Source organism: Algibacter lectus (assembly GCF_004368925.1).
In the GTDB taxonomy this organism is placed as follows: domain Bacteria; phylum Bacteroidota; class Bacteroidia; order Flavobacteriales; family Flavobacteriaceae; genus Algibacter; species Algibacter lectus.
Map to the genome: position 1 here is coordinate 1,214,596 of NZ_SORL01000007.1, position 14,660 is coordinate 1,229,255.

General features: G+C 33.6%; 9 protein-coding genes. All 9 read right to left on the bottom strand.

Annotated features, from left to right (window positions below; translation table 11 throughout):
• Positions 1–20 precede the first annotated feature (20 nt).
• Entirely contained in the window at positions 21–1,202 is a 1,182-nt protein-coding gene (locus DFQ06_RS05790) for a Gfo/Idh/MocA family protein (RefSeq protein ID WP_042504585.1), read from the bottom strand.
• A gap of 4 nt (positions 1,203–1,206) precedes the next feature.
• Entirely contained in the window at positions 1,207–2,526 is a 1,320-nt protein-coding gene (locus DFQ06_RS05795) for a Gfo/Idh/MocA family protein (protein WP_133966614.1), read from the bottom strand.
• A 14-nt stretch (positions 2,527–2,540) separates the two neighbouring features.
• On the bottom strand, positions 2,541–3,950 hold the full coding sequence (locus DFQ06_RS05800) for a 3-keto-disaccharide hydrolase (protein ID WP_235833496.1): 1,410 nt from the start codon (positions 3,948–3,950) through the stop codon (positions 2,541–2,543).
• Between the two features lie 34 nt (positions 3,951–3,984).
• Positions 3,985–5,496, bottom strand: coding sequence for a sulfatase family protein (locus tag DFQ06_RS05805; protein WP_133966616.1), 1,512 nt, complete (start codon positions 5,494–5,496; stop codon positions 3,985–3,987).
• Positions 5,497–5,531: 35 nt separating this feature from the next.
• A complete protein-coding gene (locus DFQ06_RS05810; protein ID WP_133966618.1) occupies positions 5,532–6,938 on the bottom strand; it encodes a sulfatase-like hydrolase/transferase in 1,407 nt (468 codons plus the stop codon).
• A 1-nt stretch (position 6,939) separates the two neighbouring features.
• Positions 6,940–9,312, bottom strand: a complete 2,373-nt coding sequence (locus tag DFQ06_RS05815) for a glycoside hydrolase family 3 N-terminal domain-containing protein (RefSeq protein ID WP_133966620.1) — start codon at positions 9,310–9,312, stop codon at positions 6,940–6,942.
• Between the two features lie 320 nt (positions 9,313–9,632).
• Positions 9,633–11,180 carry an alpha-L-fucosidase gene (locus DFQ06_RS05820; RefSeq protein ID WP_133966622.1) on the bottom strand — a complete coding sequence of 516 codons (1,548 nt, stop codon included), beginning with the start codon at positions 11,178–11,180 and terminating at the stop codon, positions 9,633–9,635.
• A 128-nt stretch (positions 11,181–11,308) separates the two neighbouring features.
• Positions 11,309–12,928, bottom strand: coding sequence for a DUF5060 domain-containing protein (locus DFQ06_RS05825; protein WP_133966624.1), 1,620 nt, complete (start codon positions 12,926–12,928; stop codon positions 11,309–11,311).
• Positions 12,929–12,938: 10 nt separating this feature from the next.
• The gene (locus DFQ06_RS05830) at positions 12,939–14,621 is read right to left on the bottom strand and encodes a sulfatase family protein (protein WP_133966626.1); all 1,683 of its coding nucleotides are present in this window, start codon (positions 14,619–14,621) and stop codon (positions 12,939–12,941) included.
• Positions 14,622–14,660: the final 39 nt, after the last annotated feature.

The following is a 14,660-nucleotide window of genomic DNA, read 5'->3' on the forward strand; positions in this document are numbered from 1 at the left end:
GAATTGAATTTTAAAATCAACTACCAATACTGTACTTTCCCTGTTAACATAGCATCTATAGCCAATTGTACTGCCTTTGCAGTATTAGCTCCCGTTTCTACATTAGAAATAGGCTGTTTATTATTAAAAATAGATTCTTTAAAATCTATTAATGCTTGCTCACTTGGATTTGAATGCACCACATTAATTGGTGTTCCCTTTTCATCATTATAATCTTTTGGAACAGTGGCACCTGATACACCATCAACATCGGCATACTTTACTTTTTCTGGTTTCTTATAATAATTTATCCAAGCTTTATTTGTAGTAAGTGTAATAACACCTTTATCTCCGATTACTTTTATCTGATAGCCTCCAGGAATATTACTTGTAAGACACTTAAATTGGGCTTTTACGCCACTAGGATATTCAAAAATAAGATGCGTATTATCAAATGTTTCTCTTCCATCATTCCAAAAATTAACGCCACCTGTTCCCATTATTTTCTTTGGGTTTTCATCCAATACCCAATTCACAAAATCTATTTGATGCGAACTTAATTCAGCCGTTAAACCACCTGAAAATTCTCTGTACATTCTCCAATTTACGTTTTTTTCATATTTTGCTTCTGGTATTGGTTTTCTCCAGTCTCCTTTTCTATACCATCGGCATTCAAAAGATTTTATATTGCCGATTACATCTTCTTTCAACATACCAACAACGTGAGTATATAATCTTGAACTATGATATTGATGTCCGGCTTGAAAAATTAAATTGGTTGTTGATACTTTAGACACAAGGTTTTCCGATTCTACCAACCCTTTTGCCATAGTTTTTTCACAATAAACATGTTTACCAGCATTCAACGCATCCATAGCCATTTTGTAGTGCTCACTAAATGGTGTGGCAATTAAAACGGCATCAACATTTTTATCATTTATTAAATCATTGTATTTTGTATAAGTTTTTGCTGTATTGTTAGTGGCTTTAAGTCCTTCTTTTAACCTAAAAGGAAGAATATCGCAAACAGCAACTACCTCAAGGTTTTCTATTTTATTGATTAATGATGTTTGACCAATACCTCTCCCTCCCGTTCCAATAACTCCAATATTAATAGTTTCTTTAGAAAAACCATTAAACTGAAAAGCTCTAAGAGTCGATGTCCCTGCTAAAAGACCCAAAGAAACTAAACCTCCTTGATGTATAAACTTTCTTCTATTCATTTACCTATAATTTTGGTTCCCATCCTTTTTCATAATCCCTTTTCCAATTTTTCATGGCTCTTTTATTACCTTCTATTTTGCCTGTTTTGGGATCGATGTTAATAGTTTCACCTACATCTTGCGCAATGTTACCCAAATGGCACATCATGGTGCTTATACTTGCATCTTCGATAGGAGCATTTAGTTTCTCCCCTAAACGAATGGCATTAAAAAAGTTAGCAATATGTGTGACATCCAAACCACCACCACCAACGGTATTAGTAGTTTCACTTTTAACTTTTTCATCAACAGTTTTTATTAATTCCCCGTCTAAACCAAACAATTTATAATTATTTCTACTTAATGTTATAACACCTTTGCTACCGTAAATTGATGCTCCACGACCTGGTTGACTAGGTTGAATTTTACCTCTGCTATGTCCTGTCCATGTAATTAATTTATCATCATATTGGTAAGTTACTTCTTGATTGTCTGGAAATTGCCAATCATCATCAAATGTATATTTCCCTCCAAAGGAAGTTACTTTATTTGGAAGATCGACACCTAATGCCCAACGACATATATCAATCTCATGTGTTCCATTATTATGGATTTCACCAGTTCCCCAAGATTTAAACCAATGCCAATTATAAGGATGTACATTATCTCTAAAAGCTTCCCTTAGTGCTGGTCCTTGCCATAAATCCCAATTGAGAGTTTTAGGAACATCAACTAATTTACCAGTCCCTATAGAACCTCTATTCGCAGAATAATAGGCTTCGCCTTTGTATACGTTACCAATAATACCTTCTTTTATCTCTTTAACAGCTAATGCACTAGATTGAGCAGAACGCTGTTGGTTACCCATTTGAACTATTTTTTTATATTTCCTTTGGGCAGCAACTAATAATTCATTTTCATGAGGATTATGGCTACATGGTTTTTCAACATAAACATGTTTACCTGCTTGTAATGCCATAATTGCCATTGGAGCATGCCAATGCTCTGGTGTGGCAATAAATACAGCATCTACATCCTTATCATCTAAAATTTTCCTAAAGTCTTTTTCTACTTTAGGCACGTAACCAATATTCTTTTGTAAAAAAATGTTGTGTTCATCAATTACGTCATCATCAACGTCGCATGTATATATAATTTTAACATACTCATATTTATGTATAGCTTGAGTTAAAGATTTGGCTCTACTTCTTACACCAATAACAGCAACATTTATAGTTTCGTTTGCATTAAATATATTTTTACCAAAACTTAACTGAGGAACAATAAGAGTCCCCATTGTTCCCATAGCCGTTTGCTTTATAAATTTTCGTCTAGACGATTCCATATTATTGATTTAATTTAATTGAACTCTCTTATTTTAATACTTCTGAAGTTTACTGTATTTCCGTGGTCTTGCAACAAAATATGTCCTGCTGGCCATTGTCCAAAATTTTCCCAGTTTTTGTACTTGCTGTATGCCACAAGTGCTTTAAACATTTGGGAGAATCTATCGTATTCTATAACTTTTTCATTATTTAACCAATGTTCTACCTTACCATCTTTAACTACAATTCTAGCTTTGTTCCAATTGCCAACACCTTTAAAAACTTTTTTTCTACCTGCAATTGTTAATCCTTCAGCAGTTATCAAATCATACAGAGAACCAACGGTTCTATTACCATTAACGCCCGCCTTAGCATCAGGATGATTTTTATCATCTAGAATTTGAAACTCGCAACCAATAGCAGACCCTTTACCTTTATTAAGTTCTGGATTTACAAAATACTTAATTCCGCTATTTGCACCTTCAGTAATTCTAAACTCCAATTCTAATTCAAAACTACTAAATAGATCTTCTGTAATAATATCTCCAGGACCTGTTGACTCCGCTCCATCTGTAGCCAGAACACTTAAAACACCCTCTTTAATTTCCCAACCGGTTTTAGGGAAATCGATGCGCTTAGCACCTCGCCAACCTTTATTTGTTTTACCATCCCAAAGTAATCGCCACCCTAACCGTGCTTCGTTTTCTGTAATTGTATTTACCAAATAACTTTGCTCGACAACCTGAGGGTTTTGGCTCCAACTCTCCTTTTTTAAATTGTTGGTTTTAATTTTAATATTTCGCCATTTTATTTGTTTTCCGTCTTTGCTTTTATTGCCGCCAATACTGTGTACTTGCAAGGCTATAAAGCCAGAGGCAGCATCATCATCAACCAGATTTGCACATTGCACTCCATTAATCCATGTTTTTATTGTATTACCAATAGCCTCAATTCTGCAAGTATTCCAGATTCCATTTTTATAAGCTTTTCTACCTTTTTCATTTAAAGATAACGGATATAGCCAACCACGTTTTCCTTCTTCAAAAACCCCTCCACTAAATGCTCTTTCACTGGGGTCTAATTCAAATTGATAGCCATGCACTCTTCCGTTATTATATTCAGCTAAACTTTTAGATCTAAATTGTACACCAGAATTTACTACTGGGTCAACAATTACTTCAAATTCTAAAATAAAATCTGAATATTCTTCAACACTACATAAAAAGCTATTTGGAGTTTTTAAAGTAGAGATTCCAACAATCTCGTTATTTATTACTTTGTATTCTGCTTTTCCGTTAAGTTGTTTCCAACCATCTAGATTTTTACCGTTAAATAACATTTTCCAGCCCTCATTGTTTGACTGAGAATAGCTATTATTTGCATTAATCCCTGTGACAATTAACACTAAAAAAAACATCCATTTGTAATTAAAAAATTCTCTCATTTCAAATAAGTTTTATTCCTATTTATTCAAATTATTACGTTCTTGTAATTACCCCGCTATCCCTAGTCTCATTGTATAATTGAAACAACTCATTTACTTTATTCTTAAATTTCGGGTTTGTAATGAGGTTGTCCTTTTCATTTTCTGTAGGGTTTTTACTTAAATTAAACAACGCGAATGGCATTCTATTACGATCGGTTTTGTCCTTTTTATCAAGCTGAATAATTAATTTCCAACCATCTTTTATAATAATGGTTTGTTTACCGGTACCCGATTGCGTCATAAGAAACGGATGAACTTGTTTGTTTTCACCTTTTAAAAGCGGTAACAAACTTGAAGAATCCATAGCGTTATTTCCTTCTATTTTTTGATTTGTGATATCGGCTAAAGTTGCCATAATATCTATTCCTAAAATTGGAGTATTCGAAACTGTATTTGCTTTAATTTGACTTGGCCACCAAGCGATAAATGGAACTCTATGTCCACCCTCGTACATTTGATTTTTACCTCCTCTATAAATATCGTTCGATTGATGTCCCGATTTGATGGTTTTTGGTTTTAATAAACCACCATTGTCTGATGTAAAGATGATTAACGTATTATCATAAACACCTTTCTTTTTCAAGGCATCAACAAGCATCTCCATTTGTACATCTAATTCTTTCACCATATCTAAATGACTAGAAGGTGTTGTGCCTGCTATTTTGGTACCATTCATTTTTTTTGAAGGTGTGTGCGGTAAATGCACAGCCTGTGAGCAATAATACATAAAGAAAGGATCTTCGTCTGAAGCATTTTCAATAAAACCAACAGCCTTATCTATTAATAATTTCCCTGAATTATAAGGGTTCCAATAGCTATCGCCTAAGCCTTCTTTTTTATCAAGTTTAACATTAAGCTTGCTCATTTTTTCTTGGGTGATTAACACAATTTCTGAGTCTTTATTTAAAGGCATCATCACGCCATTTTCGTACACAGCATAAGGCTCTGCTTGTATTCCTGCAGGATACATAAAACTATAATCAAATCCATTTTGAACAGGACCTTTACCTATCACTTTAGAAATATCGACATCCAATTCATGTTCAATACGAGGCGAATCATACACGACATTCGGGTTATCTTTTCTTGCAAAATCCATCCCGAATCCCCATTTACCAAAGAAAGAAGTTTGATATCCAGCTTTTTTCATGAGTTTGCCTAAAGTAAGTTGATTTGGTTCTATTGGCGAAGGCCTATAAGCACCCCAAACACCCCAAGGCGCATAACTTCTGTAACAATGATTTCCAGACATTATTGCATAGCGCGTTGGTGCACACAATGCTGCTGGTGTATGCGCATCTGTAAAAGCCATACCTTCTTTTGCAAGTTTATCTATATTTGGTGTTTCAAGAATAATATTTTTAGAATGTTTTTCTCGATAATATGAAATATCTCCAAGTCCAATATCATCGGCTAAAACAACAATAACATTAGGTTTTTCTTGAGCAAAGACAAACGTTGTAAAAACGATATAGAAATAAACAAATAGTGTGTTCTTTTTCATAATTAAATTGAATTTCTCTTTTACCAAATCAAGTTTTATTTATCTAATACCGGGTTTCTTTTTTCATCAATACGTTTTACGGCATTAACCTCGTAAATGCGTTTTAATTGCCATAAAGGACGTTCTAATTCAGCTTCCCAATTAAACAATGTTTTATACATTTCACGGACCTTTTCTGGGTGTTTTAAAGCTAAATCATTATTTTCAGTAATATCTTCGGCTATGTTATATAGCTCTGCCGGACGATCTGGGTAACGCAATAGTTTCCAATCACCTTCGCGTACTACGCCCCTATTTTCAATTTTCCAAAATAACCTTTCGTGCGGTGCGTTATTATTTTTCTTGGTGATAAAAGGCATTAAATCTACACCATCTAATCCTTTTAATTCGGATGCATTACCACCTGCAATATTTACAAATGTTGGCACCATATCTAACATGCTAATCGCCTTTTTGTATTCTGTTTTTCGTTTGATTACTCCTGGTAATTTCATAATAAAAGGCACGCGTATTCCGCCTTCTAAGAAATTAGATTTACAACCACTTAGTGGATAATTAGATGTTTCGGTTCCGTCTGGGCCTCCATTATCATTAGAAAAAACAATAAGTGTATTTTCTTCCAAACCAAGTGCTTTCAATTTTTTAAGAATGGTACCACAAGCACGATCTAAAGCCAAGGTCATTGCTGCAAGCTTTTTACGGTTTCCTGTTAAACCTTTTATTTTCGCCAAATCTTCATCGGTGGCTTCCAACGGAGAATGAACTGCATTAAAAGAAACATACATAAAAAATGGATCTTCCTTATGGCGTTCCATAAAATCGCAAGCCTCATCGGCAATGGCATCTGTTAAATATTTTTTTGGTTCTTCAAACAAACCAAATCCCTTTTCCATTCTATCTTCAGGGCGATCTAAAGCTGCTTTTAAGCTTAACGGCCAGAAACTTCTAGCACCACCTCTAAAACCATAAAACTCATCAAAACCTCTATTTAATGGGTGATATCTATCAGCATTACCTAAATGCCATTTCCCTAAAACAATCGACTTGTATCCTAAAGGATTCAAATAATCTGCAACCGTATTAATCCCTAAAGGCAAGCCCATTTCGTCACCTAATAATTTAGAAGAATCACTCATGTATCCAGGTACATTATTTTCTTCAATACCATAACGTTGTTGATACATTCCGGTTAACAATCCGGCTCTCGATGGTCCACAAACCGAATCTGTCGTGTAGGCTTCATTAAAAACCATACCTTCAGAGGCTAGGTTATCTAGGTTTGGAGTTGGAAACGTTTTACTTCCTTGGAAGCCAAAATCGTGATACCCAGCATCATCTGCGAAAAGAAAAATAATATTTTTCTTCTGTGCAGATACATTTAATATTGAACAGCTTATTAAAAAAGCACCTAATACTAATTTTAAAGTCTTGAATTGTTTCATTTTATTTAGTTTTATTCATTGTAAAAAATACGTCTCTACCATTTTCTAGAATCACATCTTTTCCTTTAAGTTCAATAACACCTTCTAACCGAATATCTGTGGAAGATGCTCCGACTTTAAGTTGATATTTACCCGATTCTACGATCCATTTATTGTTTTTATATTGCACAAATTGCTCTGGCGAAACATTAAAGGTTAGTGTTTTCTCTTCTCCTGCTTTTAGCTTTACTCTTTCAAATCCTTTTAACTGAATAGGTTTTTGAGTTGATGCTTTATCAATTGGAGACATATATAGTTGAACAATTTCAGTGCCGTCCATATCACCTATATTTTTCACCTTTAATGACACCGAAAAACGTTCGTCATTAATATCTATTTTCGATTTAATTTTCAAATTAGAGTATTGATAATCGGTATAAGACAAACCAAAACCAAAAGGGTATTGAACCAAATCACCATTGCCATATCCATTTTTATAATTAATTTCTGCACGCGATTCTGTTTTAGGATAGGTTACGCATAATTTGGCAGATGGATTTACATTACCAACCAATATATCTGCTATAGCATTTCCGCCTTCTTCACCAGGAAACCAAGCTTGAACAATAGCGGCACATTTATCTTCAAACTTACTTACTAATTGTTGACGACCTCCAAACAGAACCAATATAACCGGCTTACCTGTTGCTATTAATTTTTCGACAAATGCTTCTTGCTCCCCAGGTAATCGAATGCCTTTTCGTTCTCTACCTTCGCCACACAAATACAAGTTTTCACCTACAGCAGCAATAATAACATCGCTTTCTTCAGATATTTTTATTGCCTTCTGTAAATCTGGTTGTGGCAACCCTTTTACCGTTAGCATTTTTAATTTACTCAACCTATCATCTCCTAAACCACTCGTATCTATTTTAGATTCTAAAGGCGCACTCCAATCACATCCTCTTTCTACATTAATTTCTACATTTTCTCCTAACTTATTTTCAAGACCTTGCAGTAATGTAATTAACTTTGGGTTTGTGGGATCAAAATCTGTACTATGCCAAAAAGAAATCATAGACTGATACGTATAATCACCTAACAAGCAATGATATGTTGATGCATTGGGCCCTACCAAGGCTATCTTTTTTATATCACTATTTAAAGGTAAAACACCATTATTTTTTAATAAAACAATAGATTGTGATGCTGTTTTATATGCCAATTCTCGATTAGAAGGTGGATCAAAATCTAACGGACCATCCTTACCTATTTTAAGGTTTTTATCTAGTAAACCTAATTTAGCTTTCATTACTAAAGATCGCTTAACCGCTTTATTTATAGTCTCTTCTGTAACTAACCCATCTTTTATAGCATCTGGTAATAAGGGAAAAGCAATTGGTGAAGATAGCTCTATATCTACACCAGCGTTTATGGCCATAGCTCCTGCCATAGCAGAATTTTTAGCTTGTTTATGCCCTTTGTATATTAAATTAACCGCACCATAATCGCTTACAACAAGTCCATCAAACCCAATTTCTTTACGCAGCATTTGGTCTAACATTGTTGGATTTGCTGAAACAGCTAATGCTTTATATTTTCCATAAGAAGGCATTACACTTTTAGCTCCTGCAATTTTAAAAGCCGCTTCATGAGGCATTAAATATTCCTCATATAATTCTTTAGCATTATCATTAGCCGTTCCGTAACCAGCAAAATGTTTAGCGGTAGCTGCTACACCTGTTTTTAAATCATTGCCCTGCAATCCTTTTATAAAAGCAACACCCATTCTAGAAGTTAAATAGGCATCTTCTCCGTAACTTTCTTCAAGTCTATTCCAATGTGCAGTACGACTTAAATCTAACATAGGTGATAACGCAAATGTTGCTCCCGCAGCACGCATGCTTTGCGCAGTAGAATTCGCATTGTTTTTTACAATTTCAGGATTCCAAGAACATCCAACTCCTATTTGCTGTGGAAACGTTGTTGCTCCTTGAGTTGCAAAACCTGTTATAGCTTCTTCATGAAAAATGGCTGGAATTTTAGTATTGGTTTCCATCATTAAATAATGCTGTACTTCTCTAACTAAATCTCTTAATTGTTCTGGCTCCAATATTAAACCTGAAGAAAATTGACAAAAATGACCAATACCATAAGGAATATGTTCTCTACACTTTTCAATAGAAACTTTTCCATCTACCATAATATCTCTTAGGCGAGTACCCGTTATTTGCGCTAATTTTTCGTCCATAGACATGGTTGCCATTAATTCATCGACTTTAATACTCAATTCTTCTGTTAGAAACGGTTTGTTTTCTTGAGATTGAATCACCAATAGATTAAAAAATACGAATATTAAACAAATAGATTTTATACTTTTTTGGTTTTGTTTCATAAACACACTGAAGTCTATTTTGTTAATTTAATTTTAAATAATAATACTCTCAAATGTAGTAACTGAACTATTTTAAGCGGAGTACGTATGTTCCAAAAAGTATAACGGATGAATTATTGTACGTTAATCCATATTTTATCAAGCCGCCTGAATGTGTAAAAACGATGTTTAAAGCTTCGTTGTAACGGAAACAATATAGTACACAAAACAATCTTATACGTATTGATAAATTGGATTTGCATTGATTACAACAATAAAAAAAAGCACATTTAAATTAATAAATGCACTTTTAAAACTAACTACTAGCGAAACAAAAATTTTTAAAACGAAAGTGCAATTACATATGCAAAATCAGTTGGCTTTACTTTTGGCATGTTTACCAATAAACCCTGATCGTTTTGTGTCCATTCAATTTTTTCAGAGCTTCCTAATACTTCTATATTAGAAATATTTAAATCTTTGGCATATTCTGCATTTTTAGCTAAAGTTGTAATATTAACTTTACCATCTTCTGGCCAATCTAGCACAATAGCATATAATTTATTTCCTTTAGTTGTAAATCTTATATCTTTAGAAGATAGTCCTTCATTATTACCTTCAGAATGGTGTCCTTTTTTAACTTCCGTAGGGCCTTCTCCAAATGTTTTCCAATATTTAGTATCATAAATAGCTTCTCCATTTGTTTTTAACCAACCACCAATTTGAAGCAAAATTTCTTTTTGATCCTCTGGAATAGTACCATCAGCTTTAGGACCCACATTCAATAATAAATTTCCGTTTTTACTTACTATATCTACTAAATCGTCAACTATTTCATTTGCCGTTTTAGATTTCCAATTGGTAACATGACTCCAAGAATTCTTTCCTATAGACGTATCTGTTTGCCAAGGTAACTTTCTAATACCTGGTAATTTACCTCGTTCTAAATCGTAAATAACTGTGCCTTCTGGAAATGCCTCGTGTGAGAAGTTTTTATCTTGTAAAACCACTTCTTTACCCCACTCAATCCCTTTATTATAATAGTAAGCCGCTAATTTTGGTCTTTGGTCTGCATAATCTGGAATATCTAAGTAAAAGTCGAACCATAAAATATCTGGTTGATAGTTATCGATAAGATCTTTTGTTCTGTCCCACCAACGTGCTTTAAACTCTTCTGAAACCGGTTCTTTTAGATCTTTTCCTTTTGAAGAATATAAATCTGCATATTCAGGATCTGTAGTATCAAAATGATCTTTTTTGTTGTAGAAAGACCAGTTAAACGCAAAGTGAGAAGATGCTCCCATAATCATGCCTTTACTTCTTCCTGCTGTAAAAAGCTCACCCAAAACATCACGTTTAGGTCCCATGTCATAAGCATTCCATCTTGTGGTATTCGATTTGTACATAGCAAAACCATCGTGATGATCTGCAACTGGTATTACATATTTTGCACCAGCTTCTTTAAATAAATCTATCCATTGATTAGCATCAAATTTTTCTCCTTTAAACATAGGAATGAAATCCTTATAACCGAAATCTTTTTGATCTCCCCATATTTTTTTATGATGCAAATATTCTTTAGAAGGTCCTTTTCGGCCTGTATTTAACTGTGCATTAAAGTTGGCCGTATCCATATACATTTGTCTTGGATACCATTCTGAACCATATGCTGGTACGCTATACGCACCCCAGTGAATAAAAATTCCGAACTTTTTTTGATTAAACCATTCCGGGTCTTTATAATTGGCTTTAATAGATTCCCAATTTGCCTCGAAAACTGGTTTTTGGGTTTGAACAACTTCTTTGTTACTTTTTTTGTCGTTGTTACATGATAAAATAACTATCGAACATAACAAATAGGTGAACAACTTATATATTCTAAAATTCATATTTACTAAATTGTTAAATGGTTTTCGGTTTTTTAAAAATTATTTAACGAAGTTCTGATTATCAACTTAAAAGCAACAAAACGTATGTCTTTTATACTAGAGCAAATGTTTAAAACACTCGCTATTGGCTACTTAAGCCTTGAAATTATTATAGAATCGGCCTTTCCTTGCCAAGGAGATATAAATTTGCCGTTTTTAGAAACCGCTTCAATATCACTAAATTCTCCCGTTAAGGTATTAAACCACTGAACCGTTCTATTGTTATGCTCCTTTCTTAAAAAAGCCGCATCAATTCCATAGTTTTCTTTATGGATATAGAGTAAAACAGTTTCGTTATCATCGGTTAAATTATAAGCGCTTCCATTTTTCCATGGTGTTGGTTTCATTTTACTAAAATTGAATTGAGTAAACAGTTTTTGCATATGCTCGAAATATTCAAATTTTGGTTTAATAAAACTCTCTGGTTGCTCAAACGGATTATAAATAATTACATTCCATGATGCGCCTTGCCAATAGTATGTTGTATATACTCCGGCAAATAGGCACATATAGTTCCGACGTAAACAAGTTTCGGCATTGGTATAATCGCCGGTAAACACTTTATACGGCGACCCTTCATACCCTCCGTGTTCTATATTAAAAACAGGTTTGTCCTTAAACTTGTTTCTGGCATCGAGCATTTTATTATAAATATCATGAACCCAATTTTGAGTTGAAATAAAATCTACCTTTTCAGGGAATCTTGAACAGTATTTAAAATCGTGTACAGATAACAATCTATTAAACTCATCGTTAGCTCTAACACGTTCTATTCTGCCATGAATATAGGCCTCATCTGCCCTACCATAAAACAAGGCTTCTTTAGAGATATCCCATATTACGTTTGGAAACGCTTGATACCTTTTAACAACATAATCGAAATACATGTTATCTGCTTCCGTGTTCATGTCTGGCCACGCAACAAGTTTGTTCCATACATAAATCATTAAATGAGATACTATTCTCTTATCGTGCATTAAGCTAATGGTACGATCTAATTTTTGAAAAAACTCTGGGTTTAAAGCGGAATAATCTGGTTTTTCATTATTACCAAGAAAAGGAAATATATTTTTAGGTCCTCCAAATTCATGCTCTGGATGGTCTTTTAATTTTTCATCTTTCTTCCAACTTACATCGTACGAAAACACATTCATTACAACTTGATTGAATCCGCTTTCTTCTATTAAATTCAGTAAATGTTCTGTTTTTGGAAGATTCTTATCATTATGATAATCTAAAGCGTATAACCAATCACATTCAAAAGCTAATAAAAAATACGGTGTTCCATCTTCATAATAAAAATGCTGAGGGTCTTCTTTATTAACAGTTACAGCACCATGATTGTTTTCTTTAGCTTCTGTAACTGTTACTTTTCCTTTTTTACCAGATAATTTATTAACGTCTGCTTTGGTTTCAAATCTCCATTGCCCTTCTAAACTACTCGAAAAGCGTATAATCCATTCGTTATTGCCATTATAAAAACCTGGTACTTCTTGAATAAAACCGTTTTCGTGAGTGAAAACGGCCTTAAATTTAGCTGTATATGGTGATTTTACATCAACATTATTTGTAAAAGAAATATCTAATACTTCCCATTTAGGAATTTGGTATGTTTTATTCGTTTTATAGTTTTCCTTTTTTAATTGACTAAAACCATTAATAGAAAAACATAGCAAAGCAACTAAAATTACTTTAAAAAAACACTTCATATCTTTTTATTTAATCATTCCAATGTTCATCAATCACTTTTTGGATATGAGGATACTTCGCTCCATCTTCCTCATTTAACTCTTTACGTTTAGCTATTAACTGCTCTTTTAAATCGGCAATAATCGTTTTGTATTTAGGATCGCTGTAAGCATTATTCATTTCTTTAGGATCTGCTTCTAAATCGTAAAATTCCCAAGCAGCTGGTGTGTGCAAAGTAAATCTGTTACCCCAACTTTTCTTATTCCAATCTGCTTCAGGATTATCTGTATCTACCCAATATTTCCCGTAAAAGAAAATTAGTTTATACTGTTTTGTTCTAATACCAAAATGTGCAGGATTAGCATGTGCATGGGCCATATGCATCCAATATCTATAATAACTAGATTGTTGCCAACCTTCTGGCTCTTTGCCTGTTTCTAGAATAGTTTTAAAACTATGACCTTGCATTTTTTCTGGAGCTTTTCCGCCTGCTAATTCAATAAGTGTAGGTGCAAAATCTGTATTATTTATTATCGCATCGGTTCTTGTACCGGCTTTTATTTTTTCTGGATAACGCACAAAAAATGGCATTCTTAAAGACTCTTCATACATCCATCTTTTATCAATATAATCATGTTCTCCTAGCATAAACCCTTGATCACCTGTATAAACAATAATTGTGTTTTCATATAAACCTTCGGCCTTTAAATATTTAATTAATCGTGCCACATTATCATCAACTCCTTTTACACAACGTAAATATCTTTTTAAATACTCTTGGTAAGTAGCGTGTATATATTCTTTTTCACTTAGACCATCTGCCTGCGTAGGGTCGAAATCAGGATTATTGTTTTTAGTGTATTGCTTGCTCCAAAGACGCATACCCATATGCCTAATCGTGTTTCTTTTTGAAACTGATGAACCAATAACATCAATTAAAGAATCATTCTGACCTCGAGTTGCAATCGATCCATTATTTCCATTATCATAAAGACTTTCGGGTTCAGGAATCTCAGTATCTTTTAAATAATCTAAATATCGTGGTGCAAACTCAAAATCGTCATGAGGCGCCTTAAATTGATGAAATAACACAAAAGGTTTAGATGGATCTCTCTTGTTTTTTAACCAATCTATAGAAATATCGGTAACAATGTCTGAACTGTGCCCTTTATATTGTTTGCCCTCATAACTTGGGTCTTTTTCTTCAGCAAAATGCATTCCGGTTTCAGTTAAGTAAGGATCAAAATACGAACCTTGCTGACCGTGTTTTGTAAACACATTAAAGTAATCGAAATTTGGTTGTTCTTTTAAATGCCATTTACCAATCATGGCTGTTTGGTAACCTAATTTTTTCATTTCAATAGGCAGGTATTGCTTATCCATAGGCAGTGCGCCTTCTAGATCTAAAACACCGTTGGCTTGACTGTGTTGACCCGATAAAATGGCCGCTCTACTTGGTGTGCAAATTGAATTATTTACAAAACAATTATCGAAAATAATACCTTCGCTTGCAATTTTGTCTAATGTTGGTGTTGGGTTTAAGCTCGCTAACCTGCTGCCATAAATACCAAATGCTTGTGTGGTATGATCATCTGACATGATGTAGATGATATTTGGTTGTTTTGTAGTCGTTGTTTTTGTTTTCTTTTTTGTTCCTTCTGAGCAAGAAGAAAATGCTATGATTGCTAAACAGAGTGCAAGAATTTTATTCATTTTGTATTTTTTTTAATCATGTAAATATCCATATATATA

What these genes read in the sequence shown, in the direction of transcription:
- DFQ06_RS05790 (WP_042504585.1), bottom strand. Translation starts at nt 1,202, where the DNA reads ATGAATAGAAGAAAGTTTATACATCAAGGAGGTTTAGTTTCTTTGGGT.
- DFQ06_RS05795 (WP_133966614.1), bottom strand. Translation starts at nt 2,526, where the DNA reads ATGGAATCGTCTAGACGAAAATTTATAAAGCAAACGGCTATGGGAACA.
- DFQ06_RS05800 (WP_235833496.1), bottom strand. Translation starts at nt 3,950, where the DNA reads ATGAGAGAATTTTTTAATTACAAATGGATGTTTTTTTTAGTGTTAATT.
- DFQ06_RS05805 (WP_133966616.1), bottom strand. Translation starts at nt 5,496, where the DNA reads ATGAAAAAGAACACACTATTTGTTTATTTCTATATCGTTTTTACAACG.
- DFQ06_RS05810 (WP_133966618.1), bottom strand. Translation starts at nt 6,938, where the DNA reads ATGAAACAATTCAAGACTTTAAAATTAGTATTAGGTGCTTTTTTAATA.
- DFQ06_RS05815 (WP_133966620.1), bottom strand. Translation starts at nt 9,312, where the DNA reads ATGAAACAAAACCAAAAAAGTATAAAATCTATTTGTTTAATATTCGTA.
- DFQ06_RS05820 (WP_133966622.1), bottom strand. Translation starts at nt 11,180, where the DNA reads ATGAATTTTAGAATATATAAGTTGTTCACCTATTTGTTATGTTCGATA.
- DFQ06_RS05825 (WP_133966624.1), bottom strand. Translation starts at nt 12,928, where the DNA reads ATGAAGTGTTTTTTTAAAGTAATTTTAGTTGCTTTGCTATGTTTTTCT.
- DFQ06_RS05830 (WP_133966626.1), bottom strand. Translation starts at nt 14,621, where the DNA reads ATGAATAAAATTCTTGCACTCTGTTTAGCAATCATAGCATTTTCTTCT.